16 protein-coding genes and 1 pseudogene are annotated in these 20,166 nt (G+C 66.0%); 12 read left to right on the forward strand and 5 right to left on the reverse strand.

From position 1 onward, the window contains the following. Positions 1–5: 5 nt before the first annotated feature. Together NHF48_RS09410 and NHF48_RS09415 are read right to left on the reverse strand one after the other, a co-directional pair. The gene (locus NHF48_RS09410) at positions 6–3,077 is read right to left on the reverse strand and encodes a TonB-dependent receptor (RefSeq protein ID WP_253070956.1); all 3,072 of its coding nucleotides are present in this window, start codon (positions 3,075–3,077) and stop codon (positions 6–8) included. 371 nt (positions 3,078–3,448) lie between these two features. Further along, on the reverse strand, positions 3,449–4,648 hold the full coding sequence (locus tag NHF48_RS09415; RefSeq protein ID WP_253070957.1) for an ROK family transcriptional regulator: 1,200 nt from the start codon (positions 4,646–4,648) through the stop codon (positions 3,449–3,451). A 359-nt stretch (positions 4,649–5,007) separates the two neighbouring features. Here NHF48_RS09415 and NHF48_RS09420 point away from each other — a divergent pair. The 11 genes and pseudogenes from NHF48_RS09420 to NHF48_RS09470 all read left to right on the forward strand — a co-directional run bounded on the left by NHF48_RS09420 (position 5,008) and on the right by NHF48_RS09470 (position 15,320). Continuing rightward, positions 5,008–7,355 (forward strand): annotated as a pseudogene (locus NHF48_RS09420) (GH92 family glycosyl hydrolase). 73 nt (positions 7,356–7,428) lie between these two features. Next, complete coding sequence (locus tag NHF48_RS09425) at positions 7,429–9,354, forward strand: CocE/NonD family hydrolase (RefSeq protein ID WP_253070958.1); 1,926 nt, start codon at positions 7,429–7,431, stop codon at positions 9,352–9,354. 187 nt (positions 9,355–9,541) lie between these two features. Further along, positions 9,542–9,715, forward strand: a complete 174-nt coding sequence (locus NHF48_RS09430) for a hypothetical protein (RefSeq protein ID WP_165895503.1) — start codon at positions 9,542–9,544, stop codon at positions 9,713–9,715. A gap of 122 nt (positions 9,716–9,837) precedes the next feature. Next, complete coding sequence (locus NHF48_RS09435) at positions 9,838–10,167, forward strand: hypothetical protein (protein ID WP_253070959.1); 330 nt, start codon at positions 9,838–9,840, stop codon at positions 10,165–10,167. A gap of 42 nt (positions 10,168–10,209) precedes the next feature. After that, positions 10,210–10,575: a CsbD family protein gene (locus NHF48_RS09440; protein WP_120301014.1), complete on the forward strand. Its 366-nt coding sequence runs from the start codon at positions 10,210–10,212 to the stop codon at positions 10,573–10,575. A gap of 80 nt (positions 10,576–10,655) precedes the next feature. After that, a complete protein-coding gene (locus NHF48_RS09445) occupies positions 10,656–12,113 on the forward strand; it encodes a PAS domain S-box protein (RefSeq protein WP_446741208.1) in 1,458 nt (485 codons plus the stop codon). Continuing rightward, complete coding sequence (locus NHF48_RS09450; protein WP_253070960.1) at positions 12,110–12,361, forward strand: hypothetical protein; 252 nt, start codon at positions 12,110–12,112, stop codon at positions 12,359–12,361. The genes NHF48_RS09445 and NHF48_RS09450 overlap by 4 nt, the downstream gene beginning before the upstream one ends. Before the next feature lie 53 nt (positions 12,362–12,414). Further along, the gene (locus tag NHF48_RS09455; RefSeq protein WP_253070961.1) at positions 12,415–13,047 is read left to right on the forward strand and encodes a hypothetical protein; all 633 of its coding nucleotides are present in this window, start codon (positions 12,415–12,417) and stop codon (positions 13,045–13,047) included. After that, the gene (locus NHF48_RS09460; RefSeq protein ID WP_253070962.1) at positions 12,965–13,309 is read left to right on the forward strand and encodes a hypothetical protein; all 345 of its coding nucleotides are present in this window, start codon (positions 12,965–12,967) and stop codon (positions 13,307–13,309) included. Before NHF48_RS09455 ends, NHF48_RS09460 begins: the two co-directional genes overlap by 83 nt. 171 nt (positions 13,310–13,480) lie before the next feature. Next, positions 13,481–13,624, forward strand: coding sequence for a hypothetical protein (locus tag NHF48_RS09465; RefSeq protein WP_156348916.1), 144 nt, complete (start codon positions 13,481–13,483; stop codon positions 13,622–13,624). Positions 13,625–13,748: 124 nt separating this feature from the next. Beyond that, on the forward strand, positions 13,749–15,320 hold the full coding sequence (locus NHF48_RS09470; RefSeq protein WP_253070963.1) for a phospholipase D-like domain-containing protein: 1,572 nt from the start codon (positions 13,749–13,751) through the stop codon (positions 15,318–15,320). A 33-nt stretch (positions 15,321–15,353) separates the two neighbouring features. Here NHF48_RS09470 and NHF48_RS09475 read toward each other — a convergent pair whose 3' ends face one another. Continuing rightward, a complete protein-coding gene (locus NHF48_RS09475; protein ID WP_056064942.1) occupies positions 15,354–15,956 on the reverse strand; it encodes a TMEM175 family protein in 603 nt (200 codons plus the stop codon). A gap of 309 nt (positions 15,957–16,265) precedes the next feature. Here NHF48_RS09475 and NHF48_RS09480 point away from each other — a divergent pair, with 309 nt between their 5' ends. After that, a complete protein-coding gene (locus tag NHF48_RS09480) occupies positions 16,266–17,108 on the forward strand; it encodes an alpha/beta fold hydrolase (RefSeq protein WP_253070964.1) in 843 nt (280 codons plus the stop codon). Positions 17,109–17,177: 69 nt separating this feature from the next. On the opposite strand, the gene NHF48_RS09485 is transcribed toward NHF48_RS09480, so the two are convergent. Then, positions 17,178–18,527 (reverse strand): DUF3999 family protein, encoded by a 1,350-nt coding sequence (locus NHF48_RS09485; RefSeq protein WP_253070965.1) that lies wholly within the window; start codon positions 18,525–18,527, stop codon positions 17,178–17,180. Beyond that, positions 18,524–20,119: a DUF2339 domain-containing protein gene (locus NHF48_RS09490; RefSeq protein WP_342454616.1), complete on the reverse strand. Its 1,596-nt coding sequence runs from the start codon at positions 20,117–20,119 to the stop codon at positions 18,524–18,526. The genes NHF48_RS09485 and NHF48_RS09490 overlap by 4 nt, the downstream gene beginning before the upstream one ends. Between the last annotated feature and the right edge of the window lie 47 nt (positions 20,120–20,166).

Below are 20,166 nucleotides of genomic sequence, written 5' to 3' on the forward strand. Positions count from 1 at the left end.
GGTCATCAGAAGTTGAACGACACGCCTATATAGGCCCGCCGCCCAAAGTAATTCCGGTAGGTGAAGCGATCCTTCGTATCATTGCCGAGATGGCGGCTTTCCTCGGCCTTGGTGAGGTTGATCACCGAGGCTGTGAGGTTCAGCCGGTCGGTCAGCGCATAGGCCGCATTGAGATCGACCTGTGCATAGGGATCGGTGTATTCGTTCAGTCCCGACTGCAACCCGCCGACGACTTCGCCCCGCCGGTTGTACGAGGCACGCATCAGCACCTTGCCGTGTTCGTAGAAGACCGAGGCGTTGACCTGCGTCTTGGCGCTGCCGACCAGGGCGGACGAGCCGACCTTCTGCCCGTCGAGCGTGACGTCCGCCACCGAGGTGTCGTTGTAGGTGAAGTTGACCTGCGCGCCGAGACCGAAAGGCAGCGTGTGCTGCGCGTACAGTTCGACACCCTGCGACCGCGCATTCGATCCGTTCGCGACCGTCGAGTAAGGCTGGATCAGCTGCTGCGTTCCGTTGACGTCGCGCGTGACGTTGAGCACCAACGGCACCACGAAGTCCGACACATCCTTGCGGAAGAAGGTCGCGCCGAGCACCGAACCGCGGTGGAAATACCATTCGATGCCTAGGTCGTATTGCCACGCCGAGAACGGGTTCAGGTCGGAATTGCCACCGCTGCCCGACCAGCCGGCAAACTCGCCGAACTGGCCGCGATCGAACGCATACGCATCCGAGCGGAACGTGAGCGACCGCTGCGACCCCAGATTCTCGAATGACGGCCGCGCGATCACCTTCGCGACCGCGCCACGGACGAGGAGATCGGGCGTGACCTCGTACGACACGTTGAAGCTCGGCAGCCAGTCCGTGTAGGTCTTCGACTGGTAGGCACGCGTGTTGACGATCGTTTCGCGCACGCTGAGCGGCAGGACCTGGCAGTTGCCATCGGGGCCGAGCGGACGGTTGGGATCGGCCGCCCCGCCGGGTCCGTTGACGCAATAGTCGTTGAGATATTGCAGGCGGTCGGAGGTATTGCCCGACTGTTTCGTGTTCGCCATGCGGAGGCCGACGTTACCGCGAAGACCACCGGTCCCGAAGTTCACCTGCGCGTAACCGGCGAAGACCCGCTCCCCCAGCGCATAGACGAAGTCGGGTTCGTACACCCTCACCGCCTGGCCGTAGGTCGAATTCAGATACTTCAGATATTCGTCGAAATTGATGCCCGGCACGACGTTCGCGTTGAAGCCGCCGTTGATGTTGCCGATCTGGTTCGCGTAGAAGAATTCGGGCCGCGCGACAGCGCCAGCGGCGGTATCCTGGTAACGCAGCAGCGTCGCCGGATCGGCATACCAGTCGTTGCGACCGGTCTCGCGGCCGATCTTCAGGTCGCGCCATTTGCCGCCGATCTGCACCGACTTCAGGAAGCCGTCGAACCGCCTTGTCAGGTCGAGCTGCGCATAACGCTGGCCGAGGTCGCTGTTGACGAAGCTCGAGTTGGTCGAGCCCACGTCGATCTGCGCGATCCCGTTGCGGATGTTGTTCTGCAGCTCGGGCGAGAACTCGAAATTGGCGATGCCGTCCGAGATGTTCCAGTTGCTGACCAGATTGCCGTTCTGCTCCCGGCCCGGCGTCGTCAGGCGGGGCTTGGCGGCGACGCTGAAGCGCACCGACGGGCCACCGCTCGACTTGGTCTTGCCCAGTTTCAGGACGGCGTCGAAGCGATCCTGACTGTATTTGACCTCGGTCTCGAAGGTGTTCGAAACCTGCTTCTCGCGGCTGTACGTGCCGGCAATCTGCGGCGTTTCCATCGTGCACGGGGTCGGGCGCGCGAGACAGCCCGTTCCCGCCGCCGGCACCGCGAAATTGGCCGACTGGAAGATCGTCCCGCTCTTGTCGAACGTCGCGCCGGTGAAGAAATTGTCGTAACCCCATTCCGGGATCTTCAGCACGTTCGAGGTATAATTGCTGCTATAGCCGAACCGGAAATAGTTCGCGGTGACCGTGACCGCCTCGAACGGCTTGAACTGCGCGGTCGCCTGGATGCCGTACCGCTCGCGTTCCTGGTCGAAGACTTCGGCGTTGACCGACTGCGGTGCCCAATAGCCCGAATAATGCGTGCCATCGCGCGCAGTCGTGCCCTGCCCCGGCCAGTAGGAGATCGCGTCGTTGTTCGCGAAGGTCTTGCCGTCGACATCGGTCGCGGGCTTCAGGACGTTGCCCTGCGCGTCGCGGTCGCTCCACCACAGCCAACTCTCGGACGAGCTGCGCAGCTCGCGGTTGGTGCGCTTCTGCCAGACGCCGCCGACCAGCAGGCCGAACGTCTCCTCCTTGTTCTTCCACGACACCTGCCCGCCAAGCTGCGGTTCGTACTTCTCGGTCGTGTCCGAATACGTCCCCTCGGCGGAGACGAAACCCGACCACGCCGGCACGTCGAACGGCCGCCGCGTGTTGAGGATGATCGTGCCGCCGACGCCGCCTTCTTCGAGCCGCGCTTCGGGCGACTTATAGACCTCGGTGCTGGCGATGAAGGTCGACGGCAGCAGGACGTAGTTGAACGATCGCTGCGGCTCGCCGCTGTCGGCGCCGGCAAGGAAATTGCCGTTGAGCAAGGTGAGCGTCAGGCCCGACTGAAGGCCGCGGATACTGACCCGGCTACCTTCGCCGCCGTCGCGGGTGATGACCACGCCCGGCACGCGCTGCAACGCATCGGCGACGTTCTTGTCGGGGAACTTGCCGACGTCTTCGGCGGTGATCACGTCGACGAACGCGTTCGCCTCGCGCTTCTGGGTGAGGCTCTTCTCGATCGAGCGCCGATACCCGGTAACGACGATGTCGCCAGTGTCCTGCGTCGACCCATCCGGCTGTGTCGTGCCGGCGGTTTGCCCGGACTCCGCCGTAGCGGTCGAAGCGGGCTGCGCCTGGTCGGTCGGGGTCGCGTTCTGGGGAGGCGCAGGGGAAGGCGCGGCCTGTTGAGCCTGGGCAGCACCGGCCAACGCCGCAGTAAGACTGACCGTGGCCAACAGGAACGACAACGGACGATGGCGACGCGCCACGATCGAGCACGATTCTATGCTTGCGGTCATCAGACTTTCCTCTTCCTCGTGAGGATGCCTGCGCCCCCCTCACTTACCCCTGCGAATAGCGCGCCTGCCCCCCGTTTTCGGTTGGGCTGTCCGGTTGAATCGGATCCTGTCGGCGTGCAGTCTCGACCCATCTATTTGCCAATTGTAAAAGCAAATTGTCAAATAGATTGTTGCGCTAGTTTTGGCCCGTTGTGGACGTAACTCGCCGAATACCCTTTGACGGGCCGATAGTCTGAGCGAAGACACCGCCACGATTCACCTCTGCCTTCGCGTAGTCGCACACGTACAACGACAGCAGCATGCGCTCCGCAACGCCAGGCGCGCGGAGTCCCTTCATGCCGGGATAGCGGTACCGAAACCGATTACCGGCGTCAGTCGGCTGCCGCGCCGGAATCCTTCCAGAGCGCAGCGGCCTTGGGCAGCAGGAAATGACTGAACGGCAGGATCGCCGCACCAACGGCAGGCGCATCTTCCGACAGCGCGGCACGGCGGACCGGCGCGATAGCGGGCGCATCGGTCGCGTCCCGGATCAACGCGTTGACGCGCTCTGCCACCCGTTCCACCAACCGGCTTGGCAGGCGCCCGCCGATCAGGATCACCGCCGGATCGATCAGGCAGTTGATCGCGTCGAGGGGCGTGCAGAGCGTGTGCGCCGCCCTCTCGACCCATTCCTCCAGGCAAAGCTCGACGTCCGGCGCCCAATCGGCCTGATGCAGAACCTGCCCGATCTCGAAACTTGAATTTGCCAGATGCTCGGCAAGTCCGGATAGCGATACCAGTTTCTGCACGGTCTCGCGTCCCCGCTTGCCGCCGCCGGCCGCCATGAACCCCAGCTCGCCGCTGCGCCCGTGCGTGCCGCGAACATACGCGCCATCCGCAACGAAGCCACCGCCCAGCCCCGACGACACGAGGATGTAGAAGAAACTGCTGTAATTCTGTCCGAAGCCCAACTGCATCTCGCCCATCGCGGCAGCGGCGGCATCGTTCTCGACGAACACCGGCAGCGACAGCGGCTTGTCGAACAGCGTCGCCATGTCGATTCCGTCCCACGCCGCATAGGCGGCCGGACGGCCCGGCATCGCGACCAATGCGAGGTCGTCCGGCCGCGCGACGCCGATGCCGACCAGCTTGGCGGGATCGACCTTTGCGCTTTTCAGCATCGCGCGGACCGAGCGACGGAACAGATCGCGGACGTCGTCGGGCAGCGCAAAGCTGATCTCGATCGACTTGCGCGCGAGGATCTGCGCGAGGAAATCGACCAGCACGATCGTGATATGGTCGCGGTCGATATTGACGCCGATCGAATAGCACGCGTCGGCCCGGACGACGAGTTTGGTCGGCGGCTGGCCGCGCCCACCGCGACGCTGCCCCGCCTCCTCGATCATCCCTTCCTGCAACAGCCGCCGCGTGATGTTGGCGATCGCCGGCCCGGTCAGCCCGGTGATCCGCGCAAGGTCGATCCGCGTCAGCGATCCGCCGAGGCGAATGGCATGCAGCGTCACGCGCTGGTTATGGTCGGCGGCGCGCTCGAGGTTCGTCCCCGACAGACGCGGCGGCGTTTGAAGAGTCATGCGGACCGATCATCCAGGCTGGAGAACAGAAGACGAAGCCGCTCTGCACTGCACCGTAGCGATTTCAGCGTTGGCGACGAAGTGATCCCGCGATTGCGAAGGCTTGGCAAGCGCACACTATTGGCGTTCAATGAACGCGCGGCATATCGGCCCGGTCTGAAGACCATCTTCTGCATCCCCCGCTTTCAAACTGTTCGTTTGAATTATCCAATTTGATGTTCTAATCCACTTCTGCGGTTGCGCAAGAGCTGGCGATGAAGCCAGTCTGGCGACCGAACGAATAGAGGGGATGTGCGCGACATGGTTCACCTGGCACCCGGCAAGCTCCCCGCCTACTTCCCTCCGAACGGGTGACCTCGATGTCCATTCTCACGCGATCGTGCCTCGCTGGTGCGCTGTTCACCACGATCCTCGCCGGCCCTGCGTTCGCGCAGGACGCCGCCAAACCGAGCGATGCGGTCGATCCGTTCATCGGCGCCGGCGGCGAAGGGCACACCTTCCCCGGCGCGGTCGCGCCGTTCGGCATGGTCCAGTTGTCGCCGGATACCGATACCTCGTGCGTGATCCGCACCTGCTACGGCCACGCCGCCGGCTATCGCTACGACGACCCGACGATCGAGGGGGTTCAGCCACACGCATTTCTCGGGCGCGGGGCATTCCGATCTCGGCGACATCCTCGTCATGCCGGTGTCGGGCGACACCGTGCCGATGGACCCCGGCACGCCCGCTACCCCTGGCTATCGCTCGCGCTTTTCACACGGCACCGAAGTCGCCAAGCCGGGCTATTACGCCGTCACGCTCGACGGTCCCGGCGTGCGTGCGGAGATGACGGCGGGGACGCGGATCGGCGTGCACCGCTACAGCTTCCCCAAGGGCAAGGCCGCGCACCTCGTCGTCGATCTCCGGTCGTCGCTCTACAATTACCCCGGCAAGATCCTCTGGTCGGGGCTGCATTTGCGCGATGACGGCGTGCTCACCGGCTTCCGCGAGACGCGCGGCTGGGCGCCCGGCCGCAAGCTCTACTTCGCGATGCGGTTCTCCGCGCCGCTGGTCGGCCACGCGCTGGTCAACCGCGAGAAGGATATCGCGTACAAGGGGTTCCAGGGGCCCCGGCCGCGGCAGCGATGCGCTGGCGGAGAAGCTCGGTCAGGCACTGGAAGCGCGGCTCGATTTCGGCCCGCTCGATAACCCACTTGAGGTGAAGGTCGGGATCTCCGGCGTCGACGAAGCGGGGGCGCTCGCCAATCTCGACAGCGAGCCCGGCGGCTTCGACGCGGTCCGCGCCAAGACGCAAGGCGATTGGGACACCGCGCTCGGCGCCGTCAAGTTCGAGGCGCCCGCACCGATGCGCCGCATCTTCGCGACCGCGCTCTACCACAGCCTGCTCGCCCCCAGCGTGTGGAGCGACAGCGACGGGCGCTACCGCGGCCCCGACGACCAGGTCCATCAGGCCACCGGCTTCACCGTCCGCTCGACCTTCTCGCTATGGGACACGTTCCGCGCCGAACATCCGCTGCTGACGCTGATCCAGCCCGAGAAGACCAATAGTGACATCGTCCGCTCGCTGATCGCCAGCCAGCAGCACAGCCCCGACGGCATCCTCCCGGTCTGGCAATTCGCCGGACGCGAGACGTGGACGATGATCGGCTATCACGCCGTCCCCGTTATCGCCGACGCGTATATGAAAGGCATTCGCGGCTTCGATGCGGACGCGGCGTTGCAGGCGATGGTCGCGAGCGCCGACCACGCCTCCTATGGCGGGCTCGGCGAGTATATCCAGCGCGGCTACGTCCCGATCGACAAGGAGCCGGAGGCCGCGTCGAAGACGGTCGAATATGCCTATGACGACTGGACGATCGCGCGGATGGCGCGGCGCATGGGCAAGACCGACATCGCCGAGCGGTTCGAGAAGCGCGCGGGCAACTGGCGCAACAGCTTCGATGCGAAGTCCGGCTGGCTGCGCGCAAGGCTCGCGAACGGGAGTTTCCGCACCCCCTTCGATCCGACCGCGATCAACTATGGCTCCGATTATACGGAGGGCAATGCGTGGCAATATAGCTGGTTCGTGCCGCAGGATCAGGCGGGGCTGTTCCGGCTGCTCGGCGGCGATGCAAAGACCGTGAAGAAGCTCGACGCGATGTTCGACTTCGACAAATCGAAGGTCGATTACAGCCACGCGGAGGATATCGCCGGGCTGATCGGCCAGTATATCCACGGCAACGAACCGAGCCACCACGTCGCCTATCTCTACAGTTACGCCGGCGCACCATGGCGGACGCAGGAGCGGCTCGGCCAGATCGTGCGGAGCCAATATGGCGCCAAGCCTGAGGGACTGAGCGGCAACGACGATCTCGGCCAGATGTCCGCATGGCTCATCTTCACCGCGCTCGGCTTCTACCCGGTCGCGCCGGGATCGAACGAATATGTCATCGGCCGCCCGTTCCTGTCGCAGGCGACGCTAGCGCTGCCCGGCGGGAAGCAGTTCGCGATCCGGACGGACAATCTGTCGGACGCCAACCCCTATATCCGCTCCGTCACGCTCAACGGCACGCCCCTCACCCGCAGCTATCTGCGCGATGACGAGATTCGCCAGGGCGGCGAACTCCGCTTCGTGATGGGCGCAAAACCCAACAAACTCTGGGGCAAGGGCGCGAAGGCCCGCCCGTTCTCGTCCTCAACCGCGTCAACGACCATACCGCACGACTAAAGACCATCAGACCGATTGCCCCCGCGCCCCGGTTGCGCCTAGCTTCGCCCCAACGCTTCCGGAGCACGTCCCCATGACTGTCAAATTCGTCCTGCTCGCCTCGATCGCCCTCGCCACCACCGCAATCGCGCAGGACAAGACCGCACCCGTCGGCGGCGACATCCCCGCCAAGTTCGTGCCGCCGACCGCCGCGCAGGATTACGTGAAGCGCGAGGTGATGATCCCGATGCGCGACGGGACCAAGCTCTACACCGTCATCGTCTATCCCAAGGGCGTCACCAACGCGCCGATCGTCCTCACCCGCACGCCCTACAACGCAAAGGGTCGCGCGAACCGCTCCGACAGTGCGAGCATCCTCGCCACGCTGCCGCTCGCCGACGAGATGTTCGTCAAGGCGGGCTATATCCGCGTCTACCAGGACATCCGCGGCAAATACGGCTCGGAGGGCGAATACGTCGTCACGCGCCCCATTATCGGCCCGCTCAACCCGACCAAGGTCGATCACGTCACCGACGCGTACGACACGATCGACTGGCTGGTGAACAAGGCGAACCTCCCCGAGAGCAACGGCCGCGTCGGCATGATCGGCTCGTCCTACGAAGGCTTCACGGTCGCGATGGCGCTGCTCGCCCCGCACCCCGCGCTGAAGGTCGCCGCGCCCGAGAGCCCGATGATCGACGGCTGGATGGGCGACGACTGGTTCCACTACGGCGCATTCCGCCTCGCCAACATCGCGTGGCTCGGCAGCCAGACCGGCTACAAGGGCGCGGGCAAGGCGCCACCCACCGGCGGCTACGACGATTACGAGAATTTCCGCGAGGTCGGCTCGGCCGGCGACTGGGCGAAGAAGTCCGGCTACGACCAGCTTCCCTATTGGCAGCGGATGGTGTCGCACCCCGCCTATGACGGCTTCTGGCAAGGCCAGGCGCTTGACAAGCTGCTCGCCGCCAACCCGTCGAACGTGCCGACGATCTGGGAACAGGGGCTGTGGGATCAGGAGGACATGTACGGCGCGATCACCGCGTGGGAGGCGCTCAAGGCGAAGGGCAAGCTCGGCAACAACCACCTCGTGATGGGTCCGTGGCGCCACAGCCAGATCAACCGCGAAGGCCGCAGCCTCGGGCCGTTCCAGTGGAATGGCGACACCGCCCAGCAATTCCGCGAGGATATGCTGCTCCCCTATTTCAATCAGTATCTGAAGGACGGCCCGGCCGTCACGCTGCCCTCCGCCGCGATCTACAACACTGGTGAGAACCACTGGGACAAGTTCGCCACCTGGCCGCTCGCGTGCGAGACGGGATGCACCTCGCCGCTCAAGCCGATCTACCTGCAGGAAGGCGGCACGCTCGGGTTCGGCAAGGCGACGACCGGCGGTGACAGCTATGTCTCCGATCCGTCGAAGCCCGTCCCGCACCTACCCCGCCCGGTGAACTTCGGCGATGGCCGCTGGGGCGACTGGCTCGTCAGCGACCAGCGCGGCGTCGATGGCCGTCCCGATGTGATGACCTACACCACCGAAGCGCTGACCACGCCGGTGCGCGTGTCGGGTGCGCCGATCGCCGACATCTTCGCGAAAACGACCGGCACCGACGGCGATTTCGTCGTCAAGGTGATCGACGTCTACCCGGCCGAGAACGCGACCGATCCGAAGATGAGCGGCTATGAACTGCCGATCAGCCTCGACATCTTCCGCGGCCGCTACCGTCAGAGCTTCGCCAAGCCGACCGCGATCCCGGCGGGCAAGGTGCAGGAATACAAGTTCCGCCTGCCGACCGTGAACCACGTGTTCCAGCCGGGCCACAAGATCATGATCCAGGTCCAGTCGAGCCTGTTCCCGCTCTACGATCGCAACCCGCAGACGTTCGTGCCCAACATCTTCCTCGCGAAAAAAGCGGACTATAAGCCGGCAACGGTGACGATCGTCCGCGGCGGCGCATCGGCGAGCGCGGTCTGGTTGCCGGTCGTCCCGCTCGACCAGTCCGCGGCAATGGCCAAGTAATCGATCGAACCAGGCCGACATAAGGACGGCATCGTCGCCCGGCCAGCTCGGCCGCGGCGGCGTCCCCGCAGCGTCATTACTCCCTCGACGCCAGACTGATCATACTACCGCATCGCCTAGTCGTTTCCGATCACGCGCGGCCGCCTGCAATTTCGTACTGAAGGCGCAGGTTACCAAGGGCAATGCGATGACGAAGGTTCAAGACGACAGCCACTTTCCCGCCGACGACAACGACGATTCGACCTATTTTCAGCGTCGAGCCGAGTGGCATGAAGGCCGCGCCGAAGTCGCCGAGGATTCGAGCACGCGGTCGCTGCATCTGCGGTTCGCGCGGCTCTATGCGGCGCGCGCGACGTCCTGATATGGTACATTACAGCTAGTATTCTGACACAAAACTACCAGGAACCAAGAGGTTACCGGTAGGTTTATGCGTCCAGTCCCGTCGCGATACCCCGCGTGCGGCAAGATACTGGAGCTGCTCACATGAAGCGCATAACGTCCGCCACCGGGGCCCTGGCCCTGCTGGCGCCCATTGCCGGTTGCGCCGCGCCCGCGACGCGCATCTCGTCTGGGCTCCAGCGCTATGGGCTCGATCAGTCGCGCTCCGATTGCGTCGGCGGTCGGCTTCAGGCGAACCTCTCGCTTGGCCAGTTGCAGCGTCTGGGCAAGGCCGCCGCGGCGTACCGCCAGGGCGACACCACGCCCGGCGTGCTCACCCCGTCCGATCTTATCCGCGTCGCCTCCGAGCTCCGCGATCCGAAGATCGCGCTCGAAGTCGGCAAGGCCGCCGCGGGCTGCGGCGTGCTGCCGTAACGCGGGGCCTTTCCCACCCAATTCCAAACGTAAGGATCTGACATGAACAAGGACGAATTCCAGGGCGGCGCCCGCTATGTCGGCGGCAAGGTCGAGAAGGCCGTCGGCGACACCGTGAACAGCCGCGACTGGCAGGTCGACGGCGTCGTCGACCAGGTCGCCGGCGGCGCGCAGAACCTGTACGGTCGCGCCAAATCGGCGATCGAGGACGCCGTCGACGGTGCCCCCGAACTCGCCGACAAGATCGGCAGCGAAGCGCGCGAAGCCGGCGATCGTGCCGCCGACGCCGCTCGTCGCGCCGCCTCGACCGCGCAGGCATCGGCCAAGGATGCCCCCGTCCTTTGGGCACTCGGCGCCGCTGCGGTCGGCTACGGCCTTGCCTGGCTCGTCCACGGCAATCGCGACTGATCGCATGACCGTGGCGCCGCCCCCTCAAGTCGCTTCGTGACTCCCCCGATCTGCGCCACCTGCGCCAGATCATCGCGGGGCTGGACGAAGGCGTCATCCTCGTCGATCCCGATCAGGACATCCTGTGGGCCAATACGGCCGCACTCGGGATGCACGGGGTCGACTCGGTCGAGGATCTCGGTGCCACGGTCGACGATTATCGCCAGCGTTTCCAGCTGCGCTACCGGAACAACCACAAGCTCAACGACGCGGATTACCCTATCGAACGCGTCGTGTCGGGCGAGGCCTTCTCAGAGGTGGTGGTCGAGGTCGCGGTCGCCGGCGAGGACGAACCCCGCTGGGTGCATCAGGTGCGCAGCCTCGTCCTGACCAACGACGACGACGAACCCGAATGCCTCGTCATGATCATCCAGGACGTGTCGGCACAGTTCGAGGCCGAGGATCGCTTCGAACAGTCGTTCAATGCGAACCCCGCGCCCGCGGTCATCTGTCGCCTGTGCGACCTTCGCTTCGTGAAGGTCAACCAGGGCTTCATCGACATGACTGGGCACGACCGCGATGCCATCCTGTCGCGCACGGTCTACGATATCGATGTCCTCGAACGCGGCGAAAAGCGCGATCTTGGCAAGCAGCGCCTCGCCGAGGGCCGCACCATCCCGCAGATGGAGGCGGAGCTCAGCCTTCCCGACGGCGAGACCAAGCTCGTGATCGTCGCCGGCCAGCCGATCGACATGGGCGATCAGCCCTGCATGCTGTTCACCTTCGCTGACCTCGAACCGCGCCGGAAAGCCGAGACGCAGCTGCGCCATAGCGAGGAGCGCTTTATGCGGACCTTCTCGCTCGCCCCCGTCGCGCTCGCGATCGGCGCGCGCGATGGTCACCGGCTGTGCGACGTCAACGAGGCTTTCACCAGCCTCACCGGTTATTCGTCGGCGGAGATCATCGGTCGCCCGCTCGGCGATGTCGACCTGTGGGAAACACCCGCGCTGCGCCACGCGATTGAGGCCGATATCGACGCTGGCCTCCCGATCCGCGACCGCGAAGTTCGCATCCGCGGCAAGGACGGCGACATCATCGACTGCATCGTCTCAACCGAGCCGATCCAGCTCGACGACGAAGCCTGCGTGCTGTGGGCAATGCGCGACATCAGCACGCGAAAAGCGTCCGAGCGCGAACTCGTCAACGCGATCGAGGCGGTGATGAAGGACACGAGCTGGCTCAGCCGGTCGATCATGGAAAAGCTGGCGCGGATCCGCACGCCGAACGCCGAGCCGGTCGGCGTCGGGCTCGACGAACTGACGCAGCGCGAGCGCGAGGTGCTGGCGCTGATCTGTCGCGGGCTCGACGACAAGTCGATCGCGCGCACGCTCGACGTCTCCAGCAACACCGTGCGCAACCATGTCGCGCGGATCTATTCGAAGATCGGCGTCAACCGTCGCAACGCCGCCGCCGCCTGGGCGCGCGCGCGCGGCTTCGACGGCGATTCCATCCCGCAAGCGCTCCACCTCAAGGCGCCCTCGAAGGAGATCGCCGCATGACGCGCGACAAGGACAAGCCGGACCAGGACGACGCCCGCATCCGCCAGGCGAAGGGCTCTATCCAGGAGGCGATCGGCAAGATCATCGGCAATGCCGCGATCGAGCAGCGCGGCTCGCAGGAAAGCGAAGCCGGCGCGCGCCAAGCCAAGGCCGACGAAGCCTCGAAGGCCGGCAAAGCCTCGAAGGCCGGAACCGCGAAGGCCGAAAAACAGATCGACACACCCATCGATAGGCACGGCAAAGACTGACGCCGTTCCCAGAATCTCGTGAATACCAATATCGTGAATAACAGGAGTGAATTATGGCTAACCATGTAAATCCCGGCGTCCTGCCGACGGACGACTTCCGTCGCGTGAAGACCCCGACCCGCATCTCGTGGGGCGCAATCTTCGCCGGCGTCGTGATCGCGATCGCGATCCAGCTGGTGCTCGGCATCCTCGGCACCGGCATCGGCCTCAGCCTGGTCGATCCGGTCGAGGGCACGACCCCCGGCGCGACCGGCTTCGGCATCGGCGCAGGGATCTACTGGATCATCACGACGATCATCGCGCTGGGTGCCGGCGGCTATGCCGCAGCACGCGGCGCCGGCGTGCATGACCGGTTCGACGGCCTGATCCACGGCCTGGTCGTCTGGGGCGTCACCCTGATCCCTCACCATGTACCTGCTGACCTCGGCCGTCGGCGGCATCATCGGCGGCGCATTCCGCACCGTCGGTTCGGTCGCATCGGCAGCCGGCACCGGCATCGGCGCAGCAGCCCCGAAGGTTGCCGATGTCGCCAATGTCGACGTCACCGACGTTCGCGCCGAAGCTGCTCAGTATCTGTCGGACGCACCGTCGGATCCCGCGCAGATGACGCCGGAGCAGGCGCAGAAGGAAATCGCCAAGGAACTGCCCGCGCTCGCAAAGGGTGGCCAGGACGGCGCACAGGCTGAAAGCCGCATCGTCGACATCGTCGCTGCACAGCGCAAGATCAGCCGTCCGGAGGCCCAGGCCCAGGTGACGCGCGCCAAGGCACAGTTCGTCCAGACCAAGAACAAGACGATCGAGACCGCCAAGTCGGCGACCGACACCGCCGCCGGTGCAGCCGCAGGTACGTCGTTCATGATCGTGATCGCGCTGCTCATCGGCGCTGCCGCAGCAGGCTTCGGTGCCACCACCGCCGCCCGCCGTCGCGTTTACACCGACGCCGTCTGATACGGCCGATCGGTTCGTGTAACGGGCGCCGTCCGCGTAACGGGACGGCATCCCATTCGGCGAACGGCCGCGCAATCGCGCGGCCGTTCGTTCGTCAAACAGGTTACATCGTCGCTGCCGACCGGGTAAGGACCCGCGGCGAGGACCTGATAGAAATCCAAGGGTACCGAGATGACCACGTCGCAACAGGATCGCCGTTCGCTTCGCATTGCCATCGTCCGCGCGTTGCAACTTGCCGACGCCCAGGACGACCATCTCGTGGCGGCCTTGCTGGCGCAGGCGCTCGACGCAGCCGAGAACGAGCTGTCCGAATAAGATACCCATGGTGCGTGCGCGCCACGAACATTTTATAATGAATGCCGTCGGCCGTTCGTCCATTGAGCGGCAAAACGCGCCTCCGTGGGTTGGCTGATCGCGCCAAGCCTGCGATGGCAGCATCATGAATTCTCACGGAACACTGCTCGAGCCCGGTCGCAACTGCTGGCGGATCGAACCCGCCAGGCAGGCCACCGTCATCGTCGACGCCGACGATTATTTCAAAGCCGCCCGCGCGGTGATGATGAAGGCCAAGAAGCAGATCCTGCTCGTCGGCTGGGATTTCGACGCGCGCATCCGCTTCGGTGGAGGCGACGATGACGATGGCGGTCCCGAGCGCGTCGGCGAGTTCGTCACCTGGCTCGCGCGCCGCACGCCGGGGCTCAACATCCATATCCTCCGCTGGGATACCGGCGCGATCAAGACGCTGTTCCACGGCCAGACGCTGTTGCGCATCGCCAAGTGGATCCGCGACCCACAGGTCCACCTGCGGCTCGACGGCCATCATCCCCCCGCCGGCTCGCATCACCAGAAAGTGGTCGTGATCGACGACGATGTCGCGTTCTGCGGCGGGATCGACATGACCGTCGACCGCTGGGACACGCGCGCGCATGCCGACGACGAACCGCGCCGGATCGAACCCGACGGCTCGCCCTACGGTCCGTGGCACGACGCGACCACGATCCTGCAAGGCCCGGTCGCGCGCGCACTCGGCGACATGTGCCGTGGCCGTTGGGAAGTGTCCGGCGGCGGCGCGCTGGAGCCGGTGACCGACGGCGCCGACTGCTGGCCCGATCATGTGAAGGCCGACTTCACCGACGTCGAAGTCGGCATCGCGCTCACGATTCCTGAAATGGCCGAGCAGGAGCCCCGCCACGACATCGAAGCCCTGTATGTCGACCTGATCGCGCGAACGAAGCGCTTCTTCTACGCCGAAAGCCAGTATTTCGCGTCGCGCAAGGTGGCCGAGGCGATCGGCAAGCGGCTGCGAGAACCCGACGGTCCCGAATTCGTCATCGTTCACCCGACCACCGCGGAGGGCTGGCTCGAACCGATCGCGATGGACTCCGCGCGCGCCCGGCTGGTCGAGGCTTTGCACGAACAGGACCCGCACAAGCGCCTACGCCTCTACCACCCGTTCACCGCGGGCGGGCAGCCGATCTACGTCCACGCCAAGGTGACGGTGGTCGACGACGAGGTACTCCGCGTCGGCTCGTCCAATTTCAACAACCGTTCGCTGCGGCTCGACAGCGAATGCGACGTCGTCATCGATGCCGCGCGCGATCACAACGCCGGTGAACGCGACACGATCGCCAGCATCCGCAACGGCCTGCTCGCCGAACATCTCGACACCGACGTCGCGACGATCGAGACGTCGATCGCCGAAACCGGCTCGCTGATCGAAACCATCGAAAGGCTGCGCGGCGACGGCCGCTCGCTCCGCCCCTACGAGGTTCCCGAACTCGACTCCGTCCGCGAATGGCTGGCCGACAACAAGATCCTCGATCCCGAGGGTCCGGGCGAGATGTTCGAGGGACTGTCGGGCCGCAAGCCGCTGCTCAAGAACCTGCGCCCCCACCTCCACCGCGCCGACGGCAGCATCTCGCCGGTCATGGCCGCGGTCGCGGTCGGCGGCACCGCGGCCGGCATCGCGCTGATCGGGACGATGCTGTGGGGCCTCCGCGCCAAGAAGTAACCCGCAAATCCTCCCCGCTCGGGGGAGGAGGACTCAGCCTCGAAGCTCACCCTCGAACGCGCGCACGATCCGTCGGTCGGGGATCAGCCACAGCGCAACCACCGCCACGTACAACGCGATCGCGAACCAGCGGCTGACGAACGCGAGCGGCACGCCGGTGAAATACAGCGCGATGCTGCCCCACCCCTTCCAGTCGGAACCGATCGCGCGCGCGACCGCCGACTCCTTGCCGTTGCAGGCGATGATCGCGCGTTCGGTCAGCGAATAGCCGATCGCCGCGAGGCCCAGGACGATGCCATAGGCTGCCGTCGCCCCCGCCGCGAACGCGCTCTCGTCGAGCCAGCGGATCACGAACGGTACCAGGCTCAGCCAGAACAGCAGGAACAGGTTCGCCCACATCACACGCCCGTCGACGCGCTCAACCGCGGAAAACATGTGGTGGTGATTGTTCCAGAACAGCCCGACGTTCACGAAGCTCAACACATACGCCAGCAGCACCGGCGCGCTGCCGATCAACGCGTGCAGGTCGCCCGTTTCCGGCACCTTCAGTTCCAGCACCATGATCGTGATGATGATCGCGACCACGCCGTCGGTGAAGGCCTCGACTCTCCCCGGCCCCAGTCTTCGTCCGCTCATAGTCGCTCCCCGCCAACTCTCACCGTGAGCTTGGCCACAATAAGAAATGTGAACTCAGTATCTTGCAATAAACCGGATCTGTCTCGGCCGTTGCGATACTATGACTTATATACGATCAACCGATCTATCCCAGTCCGATCCGGGCTTTTACATCGCGTCGGGGCGTGTCATTCCCCTGACGACGCAGTTTCTGTTTGCCAATAGTAGACGTGATAAACGCGCGGCAGATCAGGAAAACCTGTGTTCGGAGAGGCTTGACCCTGAATCGCACGCTTCCTTGCACTTCCATGACAAGACGGAGTTACCGAAATGAGCAGCGGCTTCATCAAGACCGAAGACGGCGTCGACATCTTCTACAAGGATTGGGGACCGAAGGACGCGCAGCCGATCGTGTTCCACCACGGCTGGCCCTTGTCGTCGGACGACTGGGACACGCAGATGCTGTTCTTCCTCGCCGAGGGCTACCGCGTCGTCGCGCATGATCGCCGCGGGCATGGCCGCTCGTCGCAGGCCGACACCGGCAACGACATGGATCATTACGCCGCCGACGCCTCCGCCGTCGCCGAGCATCTCGACCTGACCAACGCGGTGCATATCGGCCATTCGACCGGCGGCGGCGAAGTCGCGCGCTATGTCGCGCAGTTCGGCCAGCCCCAGGGCCGCGTCGCCAAGGCCGTCCTCGTCAGCGCAGTCCCGCCGCTGATGCTCAAGACCGACGCCAATCCCGGCGGCACGCCGATCGCGGTGTTCGACGGGTTCCGCAAGGCGCTCGCCGAGAACCGCGCGCAGTTCTTCCTCGATGTCGCATCGGGGCCATTCTACGGCTTCAACCGCCCGAACGCCGTCGTCTCGGACGGCGTCATCCGGAATTGGTGGCGGCAGGGCATGATGGGCAGCGCGCTCGCGCATTACGACGGCATCAAGGCGTTTTCGGAGACCGACCAGACCGCGGATCTGGAGGCGATCACCGTGCCGATGCTGGTGCTGCAAGGCGATGACGACCAGATCGTCCCCTATGAAGACGCCTCGCTCGTGCAGGCGAAATTGCTGAAGAACGCCACGCTGAAGATCTACAAGGGCTTTCCGCACGGCATGCTGACGACGCACGCCGAGGTCCTCAACCCCGATCTGCTGGCGTTCGTGAAGAGCTGAACACCCGCCACGATCGGCCCGCAGCGTAATCTGAATCCCGCTGCGGGCCGATACTTCAGACCCTGAGCGTCAGCTCGGATCACGCGGCGCTTGCGCCGCCTGTTGCCGCCACAGCACCCACGCCAACCCGGCCAGCAATGCCGTCGCCGCGAGCAGCACCGCCCACAGCACGATATTGCGCGTCGGCGCCCCCGCATCGCCGAGCGGCGACAGCGTCACCGTCGCGGACGGCACCGACACCAGCCGCGCTTCCCCCGGCCTGCCCTGTCCATCGGCAAGATCGGCGGACGACAGGAACACGTCCTTTGCCGCAGCGCGCCCGGCCGCCAGCGTGAACGGCGCGGTGCCGCTGGCGAGGAAGATCACGCCGCGGTCCGCAAAGCCGATCCGCAAGCGCGGCGCGACGGTGAACCCCGCACTGCGGGCATCGGCCTCGATCCGGATCGCACGCGGTGCGTCGCCGGACAGCATGATGTCGCGCCCGCCATCGCTGCGCGCGACCCCTTGCCCCAGCAAGGCCCAGGGCTGCTCACGATCGTCCTGCCCCAATATGCGAACCGGTACGACGCCATCGCCCTCGACCGGTATCACCCGCAAGCTCGCCATCGGTGTCGCGAACGGCACCGCGAAATCGACGACGCGCGCATTCCCGGACGCCGGCGCGGGCGCCTGCGCCTCGACCGTTTCCGACGCCGCCGCACCGTCCGGCCGCACGTCGAGCACGGCAGCACGGATCGCGACCGGCGCCAGCAACCGCGACCCCGCGCTCCACGTGATCCGCAGATACTCCCGCGCCACGGCGGCATCGTCCAACGCGACGATCGAAGACCGCACCGCCTCGCCCGCGCGCCGATAGACCGTCGCCTCGCCCAACCGTCGCCACTCGCGGAGGTCGCCACTCGCCTCGACCGTCAACGTCACCGGCTGGCCGACAGGCAAGTCCGCGGCAACCGCAACCCGCTCAAGCTCGCCCGAAACCTGCCGCGCATCGAGCAGCACGCCCAGCAGCACGGGCGCGCCGCCAGCCGCAACCGGCTCGCCGCGCACTTCCGCAACCTGCGCCGCACCGCGCCCGTCGAGCCTAAGCGACACGCCGGACACCTTCAGCGCATCGGGCGCGCCCAGGATCGGCATCGGATCGAACGACACATGGCCAACCGCCGCGGACGCGCCTGCGCGAGCGATCGGCATCGCCCGCCCCTTCGCATCGAACACGCGCAAATCATGCCCGTCGCGAGTCTGCAATCCTGCCAGCACCGCGGCCGGCAACGCCAGCCGCTGGACCTTCGCACCCGCCTCCACCGATAGCGGCAGGCGAAGCGCATAGCCGTCCGGCTCGCCATCCGATCCCGCCGGTGCCGCAGCGACCAACAGCACGACGCCGACCAGTGCGCCCAACCGCCACCGAACCCCGCTCATGCCACCGCCCCGCGTTTCGTATCATCCGACGCGACCTTGGGTGGCAGCGGCGCGAGATACCCGACCAGCAGCATCAGCATCCCGACCGCGATGAAGGCGATGATCCGCGCGCCGCCGCCGGTCGCGTACAGGTCGACCACCAAAAGCTTGACGACGGTCGCCCCCAACAGGCTAGCTCCCGCCAGCCACAAGCTGCGCGTCGCACGCCGGTGCGCGACGACCATCAGCGTCAGTGCGATCACCGTCCACAGGATCGCGATCCCGGTCTCTACCAGCGCATTGCCGAGCAGCGTATCCGCCTCCCATGCGACACCCGCCAGATGATGCGCCGTCCGCAGCCATGCGCCGTTCGCCGCGACGAAACCAAGCGCTGCGATCGGCAGCCAGATGCGCTTGCTCGCCAACAGCGCGGCGCCCGCCGGCACGATATCCGCGGCCAGTACCGCCCGCCGCCACAGCAACAGCACGCCCGCCGCCAGCGCGACCATCACGTCGACCGGGTTGAGCACCGGCACGAACGGCAACGGCGCGGTATCGCCCGACGAAAACAGCGCGATTGCCGCAGCGCCACTGAAGATGCCCAGCGCGATCGGCACCGCCGCCGTCCAGGCATAGTCCAGCGCATGGCGATCGAGCGGCCACCGCCGCCCTGCCCGCTCGCCGCGCAACCCTGGCCCCGCCCACAGCGTAAGGCCCGCAAGCACCGCCACCGCGCCGGCCAGGAACGTCACCTCGTTCCACGCGGTCGACCACAGTGCCGCGCGATCGATCCCGAACCACAGCATGTCGGCGAGTAGGACCACCGCCAGCCAGACGCCCGCGACATGGCTTGCCGACGCCACCGCCCGCGTACCCGGTGTCTCGACGCCGTCACGATCGCTGCGGAACAGCATCCAGCCATGCACCGCGAGCGCAACGATCCACAGGAAACAGCCGGGCGACGACAGCACCGTGCCGCCACGATCGGCCTGCCCGACGAAGCCGATCCACAACGCGCCCACACTCACGCGCGCCGGCCACGCCGCGACCGGCCAGTCGCGACGCCGCGCGATCGTCTGGAACGCCGCTGCGCTGACCAGATACGCCAGCATCGCCAACAGGATCTGCACGTTCGTCGAGAACACCGGCACCGGCGCCAACGATCGCTCGACCGCGGGATGAAGCCGCGTAGCCTCCATCAGCCAGCCGATCCACCACGCCGCAAACCCGGTCAGGAACGCCGGCGTCGCGATCACCGCCTCACCCCGCGCATAAGCCCGCGCAAGCCGCGTCTCGCCGGGTGCGATCTTCTCGCGTGCGAACCATGCCGTCGCGAACCAGCCGAGCGCCACCAGGATCGCACCGACGAACGCCGGATTGGCGAACGGCAGCGCCGCGAAATTGTCGTCGAGCGTCCCGAGGTACAGCAAGGTCGCGACGACCTGCAGCGCCAGCCCGAACAGCCGCGGCATCCAGCGCGCCTGTCGCATCCCGACCCAGAACGCGCCCGCGCCTTCCAGCGCCCACGCCGCCGAGGTCCAGCGCGCGCCCAGCGCAAGCGGGATCGCCATCGTGACGAAGCCGATGCCGATCGCCAGCATGGCCTCGTTCATCACGCGCAGCCCCCTCCTCCTGTCGGCGCCGCGCCACCAGCGAGACA

The organism is Sphingomonas sp. H160509 (assembly GCF_024124765.2).
In the GTDB taxonomy this organism is placed as follows: Bacteria; Pseudomonadota; Alphaproteobacteria; order Sphingomonadales; family Sphingomonadaceae; genus Sphingomonas.